The organism is Ideonella paludis (genome assembly GCF_018069865.1).
Lineage (GTDB): Bacteria > Pseudomonadota > Gammaproteobacteria > Burkholderiales > Burkholderiaceae_C > Ideonella > Ideonella paludis.
In genome coordinates, this window is the sequence record NZ_JAGQDG010000001.1 from 17,208 (window position 1) to 31,201 (window position 13,994).

11 protein-coding genes are annotated in these 13,994 nt (G+C 63.0%); all 11 read right to left on the reverse strand.

Features of this window, described 5'->3' with window-relative positions:
• Nucleotides 1-7: 7 nt before the first annotated feature.
• A complete protein-coding gene (locus KAK11_RS00065) occupies nt 8-964 on the reverse strand; it encodes an alpha/beta hydrolase (protein ID WP_210804918.1) in 957 nt (318 codons plus the stop codon).
• 23 nt (nt 965-987) lie between these two features.
• Nucleotides 988-1,938, reverse strand: coding sequence for a hypothetical protein (locus tag KAK11_RS00070; protein ID WP_210804920.1), 951 nt, complete (start codon nt 1,936-1,938; stop codon nt 988-990).
• Nucleotides 1,939-1,959: 21 nt separating this feature from the next.
• Nucleotides 1,960-2,139 (reverse strand): hypothetical protein, encoded by a 180-nt coding sequence (locus KAK11_RS00075; protein WP_210804922.1) that lies wholly within the window; start codon nt 2,137-2,139, stop codon nt 1,960-1,962.
• Nucleotides 2,140-2,240: 101 nt separating this feature from the next.
• Complete coding sequence (locus KAK11_RS00080; RefSeq protein ID WP_210804924.1) at nt 2,241-3,002, reverse strand: sulfotransferase family 2 domain-containing protein; 762 nt, start codon at nt 3,000-3,002, stop codon at nt 2,241-2,243.
• A gap of 4 nt (nt 3,003-3,006) precedes the next feature.
• Entirely contained in the window at nt 3,007-5,529 is a 2,523-nt protein-coding gene (locus KAK11_RS00085; RefSeq protein ID WP_210804926.1) for a glycosyltransferase, read from the reverse strand.
• 43 nt (nt 5,530-5,572) lie between these two features.
• Nucleotides 5,573-6,013, reverse strand: a complete 441-nt coding sequence (locus KAK11_RS00090) for a hypothetical protein (RefSeq protein ID WP_210804928.1) — start codon at nt 6,011-6,013, stop codon at nt 5,573-5,575.
• A 26-nt stretch (nt 6,014-6,039) separates the two neighbouring features.
• Nucleotides 6,040-8,796, reverse strand: coding sequence for a glycosyltransferase (locus KAK11_RS00095; protein ID WP_210804930.1), 2,757 nt, complete (start codon nt 8,794-8,796; stop codon nt 6,040-6,042).
• Nucleotides 8,797-8,837: 41 nt separating this feature from the next.
• Nucleotides 8,838-10,112, reverse strand: coding sequence for a glycosyltransferase (locus KAK11_RS00100; RefSeq protein ID WP_210804932.1), 1,275 nt, complete (start codon nt 10,110-10,112; stop codon nt 8,838-8,840).
• Between the two features lies 1 nt (nt 10,113).
• Entirely contained in the window at nt 10,114-10,935 is an 822-nt protein-coding gene (locus tag KAK11_RS00105; protein ID WP_210804934.1) for a hypothetical protein, read from the reverse strand.
• Nucleotides 10,936-11,179: 244 nt separating this feature from the next.
• The gene (locus KAK11_RS00110) at nt 11,180-12,406 is read right to left on the reverse strand and encodes a hypothetical protein (RefSeq protein WP_210804936.1); all 1,227 of its coding nucleotides are present in this window, start codon (nt 12,404-12,406) and stop codon (nt 11,180-11,182) included.
• The gene (locus KAK11_RS00115) at nt 12,407-13,795 is read right to left on the reverse strand and encodes an undecaprenyl-phosphate glucose phosphotransferase (RefSeq protein WP_210804938.1); all 1,389 of its coding nucleotides are present in this window, start codon (nt 13,793-13,795) and stop codon (nt 12,407-12,409) included.
• Nucleotides 13,796-13,994 lie beyond the last annotated feature (199 nt).

Genomic DNA, 13,994 nt, shown 5'->3' on the forward strand with positions numbered 1-13,994 from the left:
TCTTTCTTCACTTCGAAATCTCATCTAGGCGCAGCCTGAACCACAGAAACTCTCTCACATAGGGCCAAAACTCACTCGGCCCCACGTTCAAATTGACCGTGTGGGTCATGTCAGGCTGGGCCACCAATTGGCAGACGTTTCCCGAGGAAGAAATCCAGTTGCAGGTGGGCACAGCATTGCCTTCCCACGTGGCCTTGGTGGACCGATCTGTTGGGTTGGCGTGGAAGAGCAGCACGTCGGTGTCGTCTTCTTCTGTGGTCAAGAAGGTGAACGCGTTGTAGGTGGGCTGAACAAAGGTTGCCCCGGTGGAAACGGCTGCATCCGTTTTGGCAGACACGCCCGGGAAGTCATTGATCGCCCCTACCAGTGTTTCACTGTCGGTGGCCATCATCATGGACAACGTGCCACCCGAGGAGATCCCCAACACCGCCACACGGGTGGGGTCGATGCCGTAGGTCGCGGCATTGACGCGCAAGTAGCGCACCGCGTTGGCCACGTCTTCCATGGCGCGGGTGTGGGCGCCCTGAATGTCTGTAGGCGTCTTGGGGGTGGTCTTGTTCATGCGGTAGTTCACCGCGGCCGCCACATACCCAGCCCTGGAGTAGGACAGCAGCTTGTCGGCGTTCTCTTCTTTGGCACCTTTGACCAGGTTGCCCGAGTGCACCCACACCACCAAGGGCTGGCGCGTTGCCGCAGTGGCGGTGGGCGGCATGTAGACATCCAGCTCCAAAGTCAGCGTGTCTTGTGTCAGCTCTAGGTCTTTGCGCAGGGAGGTTGTGAAGTGAGTCTTCAGCGGGTTGGACCTGGTGCTGAAAGGAACATTCAGGACCTTGGTGATGGCCGTTGAGGAGTGCACCAAGTAGGCATACGGGCCACGCGTAGGGATCGTCTGCGCCCACGCATGCCCAAGCATGCCGCACGCCGTGACGGCAATGGCTAAGAGGCGAAGGAAGGTGGTTTGCATAGCTGTTTTACCTCGGGTGGCGGTCAAACTAAGGAGGTGGCTTTGGGCAGCACATGGGCCATGGCCGCACGCCACAGGGCGCGGCTCAGCACTCCTGGCTCTGCACCATGGCCGGTGACAGAGGAGTAAGTGGCGACGCTCAATTTGCCTGTTCGGTCGACGCCGCCACCCTCGCCAAGAGGTAGCTCAAAGAACTGCCATAGGTGGCGGAAGTTGCGGCTGAGCCAAAGGTTGTCTTCTTTGCACTGGGCGATGAAGAAGCGGGTTGGGGAGCCCGATTGAATGCTGGCTTGCATGGCATGCATCGGCGAGATCAACTCAGGGCGCTCGGTCAGCAGTGTCCGGACTTCTGCCTCAGTGAGGCCCACAGCCTCAGCGGCCGCCCCCACGGACTGGCCCTTTACCTTATCAAGCAGGAGCAGCGGGCAAACGCCGACGACGCCGCCGCCAGAAGTGCGCTGCGCGCCCACCAAGATGGCGCTGCCTGCGCCCGCGGAGGCGCCATAGAGAACGCAGTGGTCTAGCGCGATCTGGAGGTGCTGGCAAACGGCGTCAATGATTTTGTTGAGCTGTGGGGCCAGGGGGTCGCTGGGCGACCCAATACACAAGCCAGAGCGAGGGCCTTGCGTGGCGCTGGGGCCGTCGGTCGTGGGGTCAGAAATGCAAAGAATGGGTGCGTTGTAAACGCCCGTCCACTGGTGCCGGAAGAACATGGCCAGGGACTTCTCTTTGGGCACGCGGCGCATGCCATGGAACATGACCACCAAGTGGTCTGCCTTGACCGCACGGTTGAGGTGAATGGCGACTTTGGTGCCGTTACCCAAGCTCACGCGCACCTGGACGGTGTCGTCTTGAACGCTCCCGAGGTAGTCGCCCAGTTGGTCGAGGGCGACCTCGGCTTCTGGGTAGCCGTACAGCGAGTTATCCGGTGGGGTGATGGCTTTTTCGTCTTGTTTGGTGGCGGTGATCAGCATTCGGTCCTCCCTGTTCAAACTTCAGTCTTTGAGTACAAGATTGAACCGGCGGCCCACGACACGCTCTCCGGTTTGCTTGTTGTCGATTTCACGTTGAATGACGTGCACGGTGCCCAGAGGCAAGAACTTGACCTTCCCTTCAGGCGCGTCGACGAGCTCTTGACGCATGGTGTTGAAGATCTCGCGCACGATGTTGATCATGTCGCGCTCCGTAACTTCGGGGCAGGCTGCGCAAGCTTTGCGGGCGAGTTGTGCGATTTCCATAGGGTGTTCCGTTTGAAGTGGGGCTACAAAAAGGCAATTCAGGCACCAGACTTCAGTCTGTCAAGGGCCTGCTGGTGCAACAGCAAGTCGTCTCGGTTGTTGGCGAGTAGGTCTGCAAAGCAGGCGTCGCCAATCTCTGCCTTAAGCTTGTCGAGCCTCTGCGACAGTGGCGCTTCGACATCTCGGCTGGCGTTGGCATGGACGGTGTGCACCGCAAAGTCCGGGAATGCGTGCCGCAACAGCCTCTGCAGTTGAGCCATTGAGGCCGCGAACTCCTCAACCACTCCCACAAAGGGCAGCGCCGCGACTGCACGGCTGGCACGCTGAAGCTCCGTGCCGCTGTCGGCCGGAAACATGGGCGCGAACCGATCCACATGGAAGTCACGGCACTGTCTGTCGCGCCACAAAGAAAGCCTGACTTCGATGTAGCCCATCAGCGAGGTGTGCCGTGCCAACACGCTGCCAAAGCCATCTCCGCCTTGCCTGCGCTCAAAGGAGTAGGCCGACACAATGCGGTCAATGGGGTGGCGGATGAAGATCACCGGCAAGATCTCCACACCGTCGATCTGGGGCGGAGGCAACTCAAGCGTGTGAGAAGAAAAGGCACAGGCATCAGGGTGCGCCACGATCCACTCAGCCACTTCTTTGCGGTGCACGGCAGGGTTGCCCCTGTGCTGAAACTCGCGCGTGACCCACCGGCTGCCAAAGTTCTGCTGAAGAACTTGGTCCACCGAGGTGCCTGCATTCTTGAAAAGGTGGTAATGCAGGATGATTTTGCGGAGCGGGGCTGGGTGGCTCATGGGTTTAACTGCTGGCTGATACTGCGAGCGCGGCGGCTATGGCGTTGTCGACCACAGGGGCTGCGTAGTGGTCGCGAATCATAGTCTGGCCTGCCTCAGACATTGAGGCAGCCAACTGTCGGTCCGCGTGCAACGCAAGTATCTTCTGAGCGATGGCCTCTGGTGAATCCCCAACCAGCTCGCGCAATGGGCCGTCCACCATCACGCCCTCGGCTGCGCAGCTTGTCATGACGCAAGGAATGCCCGCCGCAAAGGCTTCTAGCACCTTGCCCTTGACGCCAGCGCCGTAGCGCAGCGGCGCCACACTCAGGAGACAGCGCTCGTAGATGTCGATCACGTCGGGCACATAGCCCACGGTGTGAACACGGTCGCAACTCAGCTGCTTGACGGCGTCGGGCATGTGGCTGCCCACCAAGGTCACGGAAATATCTGGAGCCTTGCGCCAGACCAGGGGCATGATCTCTTCGACCAGCCATTTGGCGGCGTCCACATTAGGGGTGTGTCGGTAACCCCCCACAAACACAACGCCTTTGCGTTGCTCCGCCGGCGTGCGCACGGGCCGCAACGTGTATGTCCAAGGTACGACATGCACGTTGGCTCTCGGTGCAACTCCTGCCAAAACTTCCTTTTCCACGCCGGAGTGAACGATGGTGGCGTCCACTGCCTGGATGGCGGAAAGCTCTTCCAGCCGAATGGCTGCGGCGCGCTGCGCCAATTGAGCATCGGAGGTGAGTTCGGCCTCGCGCTCCATGCGCAGGTAGTGGAGGTCTGCGACGTTGTAGAGCACGCGGGCATTGGGCTGATGGCGGCGGACCATCCCCGCATATTTGGTGCCGTTATTGAAGCGGTGCAGGTAGACCAGGTCGATGAGCTGCTGATTTTTGCGGAAGTACTCTTCCACACTCCAATAAAACGGGTAATAGACGCACTCGACGCCAATGGCTTGCAAGGCCTCGGTGTAAGGGCTGATCTTGGCCATGTTGTCGGCCGGGATGAAGGTCACCTTGTAGCCCAAGCGCATCAGAGATTTGATGTGCTGCACCGCTGCATTGCTACCAGCGTCTTGGTCTGGGGTCGGAACGCTCTCATCAATGAACAGCGCGCGCTTCTTGACGGGGCGCTCGCATTCCAACTCGGGCTGCTGGGCGTTGAAACGGTGGGTTGCCAAGACGTTCTTCCAACGGTCGAAGAACTTGCGGTGGTTCACCGCCTGATAGCGCTTCATGCCGCTACCTGTCACGCTGGTGCCGCTGGTTTGGCCTTCAAGGTGGACGACCACAGAGGTGGGTTGCACCACAACGCGGTGGCCGGCTTGCCGAACCCGGAAGCACAGGTCGGTGTCTTCGTAGTAAGCCGGGGCGAAGTGGAGATCAAAGCCGTCGAGCTGCCTGAACAAGGCCGTGGGGATCATCAGGGCCGCGCCCGAGACGTAGTCTGCGTCGCGCAAGTAGCTGAAGCGGGGCTCTTCTGGGTTGCCGTTGCGCCCCCAGTTCCAGCCATCACCCATGCGCCAAATGATGCCGCCCACCTCTTGCAAGCTGCCATCGCCAAACAGCAGCTTGGAGCCCGCGATGCCAACGTTGGGGACGTTGGCGAAGGTCTTGACCAGTTCATCTAACCAGCCGGGCTTGACCAAGGTGTCGTTGTTCAAGAAGAACAGGTACTCGCCACGCGCGTGTTCCGCACCACGGTTGCAGCCTTTGACGAAGCCCAAATTGGTGTCGTTGCGCAAAACACGCACGGAACCCCCAAACACCAGGGAAGCCAAGATGGTTTCGTCTTTGGAGCAATCGTCAACAACGATGACTTCGAAGCTGGTCTCCGGCAGGTTTTCAGCAATGGACTTGATGCAGTCGTAGGTCAACTGGAACTTGCCATACACCGGCACGATGACGGACACCAACGGCCGCTCAAACACCGGAAGTTGAACAGGCGGATACTTGGTGGAGATGGACTGACCCGCTGCGGCCACCCACTGCGAAGGTGCGGCTGCATCGAGCAGGCTCGCGAGTTCGCCCAAATTTGGGGCATTCGTCTCACTCGCCAACTCCTGATGGCGCACCAGCAGGGTTCGCAGTTGATCCACGGCGAACGAAAGCGCGAAGTTGATGTCGTCAATTGTTTTGGCAACCGCTGCTTCAGCTTGAAACAAGCCCGTGACGTAGCTGCGCGTGCTGCGATCCAGGCCACTACCAGCCTTCTCCCACACGCGGGGCGAGCCAGGAATGTCTACGCCATCGCGTGCGCGACGCACGTGAAGGGTGTGACGCGCGAACGGAAAAATGGTCGGGCTGAAGCTCATGGTGAAGCCATGCCGGCCATTGCCCATGCCCAGCGCTGCCAAGTCTGGCCGGGGCAAGTCTGCACGCACCGTGGCCAGTTGAACGTCGCCATCAAGCACTTCAACCAAGACGGATTCGTCTGGATGATCGGGGTCCCAGACCCACCCTGAGATCGTGAAGTCATCGAAAACGTCGATGTTCCCGATACCGTGGGCCGCAGCGACAGCGTGGGCAGAATTAGTCATCACCTAAGCTCAATTGAATTGGATTCGGGGGCGCGCGCAGGACTCAACCCGTGCGCAGTTCGATGCTGTACATGCCGACCCCCAGCAGACGCTGATCCGCTCCGAGGCCCAGCGCTGCAGGCGCGACGGCCTGTGGAAATGTGAAAGTAATGGTGTTGTCACGAGGCTCAAGCCAGGATGATCGAATCGGCAGAGCCACTTCAAATCGGTCTGTCGCTTCGAAGGCACCGCAGTACATCCCATTCAGGTGAACCCAAACCAGCTGGCGCTTGATTTGGCCGTCAGCCAGATAGGGAAACCCGACGAGGCTTAGGTGGATAGGTGATGAAGTGACCCGGGCATTGAATTGCAGCTTGGCCTCAAGGGCTTCTGTCCAAGTGAAGTCGGCCGTGCCTTCCTCACATGACCAGCCCCCCGCCGCAAAACCTTTGAGGTTTCCGTTTGCTCCGCCAAGAATGGGTTCATTGAATGGCAAGATGGACATGACAAGTCTTTACTCGCAGTTCTGAGTTAACGCAAAGCACGAGCTCCACCCGACCAGGAACTCAGCGCAGGCGACCTTGATGGATCGCTTCTGAACAATGTGCTCTGCCCCTGCAAGATCTGATCCCGCTCATACTCCGCGCGCTTTTGCTTGCGCTCGTTCATGAAGTCAAACCCGCGTGATTTGGACTCGTAGTGCACCATGCTGAGCAGGGGCACGTAGAGCACGGCCAGGCCCAGCTCGCGCACGCGGATGCACCAGTCCACATCGTTGAAGGTGACGCCGAAATCGGCTTCATTGAAGCCGCCGGTGGCTTCAAAGACCTCGCGGCGGCAGCCCAGGAAGGCGCCGGTGGCGCCGCTGACGGCGTGGGTGAGCTGGGTCTCGAACAAGGCCATGGCGTCGTCGGGCGGCTGCTCTGCGGCCACGTGGCCCACAAAGTTTTCATAGCCAAATTGGATGCCGGCGTGCTGCAGGGTCATGTCCTCAAACAGCAGGCGGGCGCCCACGGCGCCCACATGCGGGCGCTCTAGCTGGCCGCGCAAGATGTCGTCCCACTGGGGGGTGAGCATCAGGGTGTCGTTGTTGAGGATGAGCAGCAGCTCGCCCTTGGCGGCAGCGGCCATGCGGTTGTTGAGCTGGCTCCAGTTGAAGGGCGCGTCCACGCGCAGGCAGCGCAGGCGGCCGCTGGCCTGGGCTTGGGCCAGGTAGGCCAGGGTTTCGGGCTCGGTGCTGCCGTTGTCGGCCACCACAATGTCCAGCGCCTCGGGGTGCAGAGCTTGGGCATAGAGGCTGTCAACACACTGCTGCACCAGCTCCCAGTGGTCGCGCGTAGGGATCAGCACGCTGAGCAGCGCCTTGGGGCGCTGGGGCTGCCAGCGCACCAGGGGCTTGGGCAGTTGCGGGGCGATTGGGTCTGGCACGCGCTGCCAGCGCTGGCCTTGCCAGGCGGCGGGCAGCAGGGGCTGCAAACACTCAGGGGGCACGCGGGCGACCAAGCAAGAGTAGTCAGCAGGGGCACTGGCATCTTGGGGCAGCGCCACCAATGTGCTCGTCAACAACCACTGGGGCACGTGGCGCAGCGGGCCTTGGGCGTGCAGTGCCCAAGCCAAGCGCTCTCGCTCATCGTGGCACAAAGGGTGCAGCGTTGAGTCTTGCTCTGGCGTTTCATGTTCAGCTTGTCGAGGATGCGCCGCCAACAGTTGGGTCGCGGCGCACAAGGCCTGAGCCTGCACAGCCAGGCTGGAGCCCAACACGTTCAGCTCTAGCAAAGCATCAGCGTCGAAAGCGGCGCGCAGCACCGGGGCCCAATGACGCGGACCGCGTTGCGGAGCTTGGCCGGAGCGATGCTCCAGGCGGTCTTCATCCCAGTAGAGAACGATAGGGGCGGTGGCGGGCGCTTCGGGCAGGGCCGGGTCGGCCTCGGGCTGGGCGGCGGCCAGCAGCCAGGCCAGGGCGTGTGGGTCCAGCAGCTCACCGGCGCGCAGCAGCACGGTCCACTGCTTAGGGTCTTGGGCCAGGCGGGCCAGGGCTTGCTGGGCGTCGGCCCAGGTGGGCAGGTGGCGCACTTGGGGCTGCACGGCGGCCAGCACGCCCGCCACATCCGCCACATCGGCGCTGCCGCCCACCACCCAGGCTTGCCAAGGCACGCCACCCACTTGGTGGCGCAGGCTGTCGATGCTGATGCGCACGGCCGTGGCGTTGCGGGCTTGGGTGGCGTCCAGCACCAAGGTAAAGCGCTGGCTGGGGCGCTGGGCAGGCCGACTGCCGGGGCGGCTTTGCTCGGCCACAAGCCAAGGCGGTGGGGCCACGCGGTGGGTTTGGCGGTAGAGGTCGAAGTGCTCCAGCGGAAAGGCGCTGTAGCTCAGGGCCTGGGGCACCATGCCCGCCAGCACATCGAGCCGCTGTTTGATCTCGTCAAACTCTTTGGCCAGCAGTTGAGCCACGCTGAGTTGGTCAAAGAAGCTGTTGCGGAATGTGTAGGCGGGGCCCACCGTTACTCCGCTGGTTGCTTCATGCAAGGTGAAGCACACAGGCTCGCCGGGGGGGAAGAGGGTGGGGTTGTACTTGGCCCGGAAGCCAGCCATGCCGCTGCCGCCATAACGCTGGTGGATATCGGGCCGGTAGCTGTGGGCGCTGGCAGTGGCCACCAAGCGGCCGTTGTAGCGCACTTCCACCTGCAGCTGAGGGCGGCGGCCCGAGGCATCGACCAACCAGCCCTGGATGAACTCGCGGTTGACGAATTCGATCTTGCCTCTGAGGCGAACCTGCCCTGCGAGCAACAACGTGGAAAGGTCTTCCAGCGCCTGAGTGAACAGACTGCCATGCGCTTGGTAAACCACCGGCGCCAGCGCGGGGTGGCTAGCCAGCCGCAACAGCAACTCGGCAGGTGCGGGCGGCTCATCGGGGCTGGGGGTGGGCAGCGGGGCTGCGGCGTTTTGCTCTGAGCCTGCCGCGTCGGGAGGCAGCGGCGCGCAGCCCGCGCGCTCGGTAAGCCACAAACCCAGGCTGCGATGTTGTTGCTCGCTGAGCTTATCGTGCGGCAGGCTACGTTGCTGCACCAAGGCTTGCAACACGTTTTGATTGAACTCGTCGCTACGCAGCATTTCAGCAGCGATATCGTGCAGCGGACGCAGTGGCGGGTTACGCAGCAGTTGGGCCTCGGCCTCGCGGCCCAGGATGGCCAGGTAGAGCTGGCCGAGGTCGTGCGCGCTGGCCTCGCCCTCCAGCGTGGGCAGGGGCTGGCCCGGTGGGGGCAAAAGGGTGCTTTGGGGCAGGCGCATACGCAAGAGGCGGGGCAGTCGAGCGGCGGGCTGGGGCCGCGTCAGGCAGGGGCCGGGCTGGCTTGCGCAGGGGCGGGCACCAGAGGGAAGAAGCGCTCAAACACGCGAGCGTATTGCTGGGCCGACCCCTCGACGCTGCAGTGCTGCAGCATGTGGGCGCGGGCGCGCTGGCTCAGGTGTTGGCGGGCTTGGGGCTGGCGCATCAGGGCCTCGATGGCCTCGGCCAGCACATAGGGCGTGCCAGGCTCCAGCGGCACTTTGCGCACCACGCCTTCGGGGTACTCCGAGGCTGGGCCAAAGTTGTGCACGATGGCCGGCAGGCCCAGCACCAACGCACGCGCCAGGGTGCCCGAGCTTTCACCCACGGTGGGGTAGCGCAGGTTGACCAGCAGGTCCGAGGCGCGGATGCAGTGAAAGAAGTCGTCTTCTTTGAGAAAGCCGGTGACGGTGGTTTCGGCGACGAGGTCGTGCTCACGGATGTGGGCGTCGATGTCGAAGCTGGGGTTGCGCTCGCCGCCAATCAAGAAGCGGAACTCGAGGCCGCGCTTCTTGAGCATGCCCAGTGCGGCCAGGGTGGCCTGCACTTGCTTGGGCGGCGTAATGTAGCCCAGCGCCAGCACGGTGAAGATGTCTTGGTCCAGCCCCAGGCGGCTGCGAGCTTCTTCGCGGTCGAGGTCTTCGTAGTGGAGCGCTTGGGGCGCAAAGTGGTGGGGCACGACCACGGCGCGGGCTTTGACTTCAGCGGGCAGGCGGTCATAGACCCACTGGCTGTGCACGATGACGCCCGTGGCGCGGCGCAGCACGTGGCCGGTGAGGCTGAGGGTGAGCTTTTGACTCTCCGAGAAATAGCCCAGTTGGCGCAGGTCGGCCAGGGTGCCGCCGGGCTCGCCGTATTCGTCCACCATGGTGCGGCGGTAGCCGGCCAGGTCGCCCAGCACCAGGGTGGCGTCTTCGATGAGGTAGTGCAGGTTGAAGTCGTGGATCACCACCACGCCGGGGCGCTTCAAGAAGGCGTTGTAGGCAAAGACGTGGTCGCGGTTGTTGCCCAGTTGGTAGACGGTGGGCGCGTTGTGCAGCTCGGTGCTGCGGTTGTAGTCATCAGGCGTGATGGCGCGCCAGGCGCGGTTGGTGTGAGACCTGGCCTGCGGGGAAACGACCACCAATTCGCGGTCGGGCGCTGCAGCCACCAGGTCATCCAGCAGCTCGTAGCTGTAGTCGGCAATGCCGCTCTTGGCGGGCGGCAGCGGCGTGAAGATCACCACAGGCTGGCGCGCAGGCGCGTGCTCGCCCTGAGGCTGGGGCTGTTGTGCAGGCATGTCAGACCTCGGGTTCGCCAGCAGCGGCTGGTGCGGAGGAGGTGGAATGCTCTTGCGCGCGGCTGGCGGCCAGCATGGCGTTGACGTACTCGGCCACTTCGCGCTTGATTTGCCCGTGGGTATGGGCTTTGAGAGCGGCCAGCTCGACACGGGTGTCGTCGAGTTGCTGGCGCAGGTTTTGGATCTCTTGGGCTTGGCGCTCCATCTGGCCCAGGCGCTCGGTCAGGCGATGCAGGGCGGTGTGCACCCAGGTGCTGTCGCTGACGCTACCGGCGCTGCCGTTGGCGTCGGACTCGGCGGGGGCTGCCGCTGCGCCGCCCAGCTCAAGGAGGCGGGCTTCGAGGGCTTGCACCAAGCTGGTGTTGTCAGAGAGGCGGCTTTCCAGCGCCGCTAAGTGGCCTTGCTGGGTATCGACCACAGTGCGCAGGGCTTCGCTGAGCTTGCCCAGGCTGAGGTTGCCGATGAGTGTGCGCAGGCCCTGCACATCGCTGAGGATCTTGGCCACGCGCAGGCCATGGCTGGTGTGCAGGTAGCGCTGCGGGTCGTTGAGGCTCTTGGCCCAGAGGTGGTTGTCGGGGAGGTCCATCTCCAGCTTGGTGCCGCTGTAGCGGGCCACATCAGAGCTGGCAATTTCTTTGAGGACCTTGACCCGATGGCCGGGGTGCTGGCTCAACACATAGAGGTAATGGGCATACCCCCCCTGGTCTGGCCATTGGTGCTGCAACGCCAAGTAGGCGTTGATGACAAAGTCAGAGTCGGCGCCATAGATGAGCTCGCTGGCGGGAATGCTGACAGGGAAATCTGGGAACTTGATGGCGGCCATGACAGAGGGGGCAAGGGAGACACCAAGCGCGAGACGCTGGCACTTACATCTCTCTTAAGAAAAATTGTTAATGGAGATGTATTGAACGTGCCGAATCATAGAGGAGCTTCGCACGATATAGGTGCAAGCTATAGCGGAACACTCTGCAATTTGTCCACGCTTTAACCCCCTAATTTGGCGCATAAGCACCGGGCATCCCCAAAAGTAATGACCCCCAATGGGGGGAGTATTTGGGGGCGAGGGTTCAGCGCAGCCAGAACTGGCCCGCGCAGCCGTAATCCACCGCGCTGAAGGCGTAGCTCAGGCCGCCCAAGTCGCCTTCTACCGTGCGGCGGTTCTGGTGGGCCGAGCACGACAAGCCCACCGAGCGCAGGGGCTTGTAGCTGAGGGTCAGGCCCAGGGTGTCGGTGGTGTCGCGGCCCTGGCGGCTTTGCTGCACCAGGCCGCTGAAGGTGTTGTCCAGCGTGCGCTGGGCGCGCTGGGCCTGGGCGGTAAGCTGCACTTTGGGGCTGAGGCGCCAGGTGGCGCCCAGGCTGGCGGTGCTGCGCCGCACGGTGTCGGCATTGCTGAAGGCGGCGTCGGTGCTGCTGAGGTTGCTGCCGGCATTGCTGTCGCGCGCCCAGCGGGTGTTGAGTTGCAGCTTGGCGGTGGGCTGCCAGGCCCAGGCCACCGAGCCCAGCCAGTTGCGGCTGTCGCGCACCGTGGCCAGGGTGTGGGCTTCGCGCATCAGGCCTGCAGATGCAGTGAGGCTGCTGGCGCCGCTGGCTTGCCAAAAGACCACGCCTTCAATCTCTTGGCGGCGGAAGTCGTCATCGACCAAGCCCTCGCGGGTGAAGGCGCCGTCGATGTGGCGCACCACGCCACGGAAGAAGAGGTCGAGGCTGGGCTGGTAGCGCAGGCCGGCCTCGGCGGTGAGCCAGCGTTGGTCGCGCACCGAGAGCGGCACGTCGGTGTAGCGGGTGTCTTGCAGGCTGAGCGTGCCTTCGGCCGTCCACTTGGTGACCACGCCAACGCGGGCGGCCACAAAGGCGCGGCTGTCGCGACGCAGGCTGCGCTGGGTTTGCAGCAGGCCGAGTTGGTCGTAGCGATAGAGGCTTTGCTCGGTGGCGGCGCCGACCTCGCCAAACACGTGGTCAGCGGCTTCGAAGGCCAAGGTGGCGTCGAGCTTGAGGCTGGTGTGGTTGAGCTGGCTGAGGTGGCGGTATTGCACCGCATCTGCGCTGGCATTGGCTTTGAAGCTGCCGCGCCCCACGGGCGTGTCCAGGCTCAGGCGCAAGCCCGAGAGCGAAACCCAGGCTTCTTGTTCATTGCCTTCAGGGGCACGCAGCACATTGCTGTCGTGCAAGAGCTGCTGCGAGACGCCCACCGCCAAGCCGGTGTCTTGCTGGGCCCCTGCAGGCAGTGCGGCGCCCGCCAGCAGGGCCCACAGGGCTGCGGCAGCGAGCGGGTGGAGAGAGCAATGGCGCGTCACTCAGTAGGCTCCGCGGTCGAAGATCATGAGCTTGACGGTGCGCACAATGATGAGCAGGTCCAAGCCCAAAGACCAGTTGCGCAGGTATTCGAGGTCGAACTCCACGCGGCGGGCCATTTTGTCGAGGGTGTCGGTTTCGCCGCGCAGGCCGTTGACCTGCGCCCAGCCGGTGATGCCCGGCCGCACCTTGTGGCGCGCCATATAGGCTTTGACCACCTTGGAATAGTGCTCGTTGTGCGCCACGGCATGCGGGCGCGGGCCAACGATGCTCATGCGGCCTTGCAGCACGTTCACAAACTGCGGCAGCTCGTCCAGCGAGGTGCGGCGCAAGAAGGCGCCGAACTTGGTGACGCGGGGGTCGTCTTTGGTGGCTTGCTTGACCACCGGGCCGTTGTCCATGGTGCGCATGGAGCGGAACTTGTAGACCTTGATGATCTCGCCGTCCAAGCCGGTGCGGTGCTGCCTGAAGATGACAGGCCCCGGCGAGCTGAGTCGCACGCCCAGCGCGATCAGCAAGAGCACCGGGGCGATGAGGATGAGGATGAGGGTGGCCAGCACGATGTCGCTGGTGCGCTTGACCAGGCCATTGACGCCGGTGAAGGGCGTGACGGTGAGGCCCACCACCGGGATGCCGCCGATGTCTTGCAGGCGACCTTGGATGATGTTGACGCCAAAGACATCGGGCACAAAGTGCAGCGAGGCCGTGGTGTTTTGCAGCGAGGCCATGAGGTTCATGATGCGCGGCTGCGAGGTCAGAGGCAGCGCCACGAACACGTCTTTGACGCCATGCTTGTCGATGAAGTCGGGCATGGCTTCCAGGCGGCCGATCACATGGGCATCAGGCGGCAGGCGGGCGGGCTCACGATCGTCAAAAAAGCCCAGGCACTCGTGCGGGGGCACGGCACGCTGCGTGAGCATCTCGGCCACGCGCAGGCCCAGGTTGTTGGCCCCGGCGATCACGGCGCGGCGGCGCGCTTCGGGCTTGCTGGCTTGGTGGCGGAACCACAAGGTACCGGCCTGGGTACACAGCCACAGGCAGACCGGTGTGGAGATGGCCCAGGCCAGCAGCATGTCGTGGTTGAGCGCATCGAGCTTGCCCACGGCAAAGCCCAGCATCCACAACACAAAGAGCACGCCGTACCAGGAGATGAGGATGTCGATGGCAGTGGCCACCGGGTTGCGGCCAAAGCGGTTGAGCCCCGGAAAGGTGAGCACGGCCACGGTGGTGATCAGGCCCATGCTCAGGCCCTCCAGCGGCTGGCGGTAGAGGTGCAGACACACCAGCAAGCACAGTGCAGAGATGACGGGCTCCAGCACCGCAGCGATCACGGTGGGGATGGACGGGGGAGCGCTCAGGAACCGCTTTTTGGCACTGCGTTCTTCAAACATGGAGGGGCCGCGACAACATGCAATAAGTGTAAAGGGCGCTTTTGGGCTCAAAAGACAAAGCACGAAATCTCAACAAAGCCCAGCATCTGTTGTGAAAAATTGCCCAAGACCCCTAGAAACAATCCTCTCAAGGGGGGCGGCGCTTAGAATGGCGTAACAGGTTGTACCAAATCCAAGATCCCGGGCGCCCTGAGCGCCC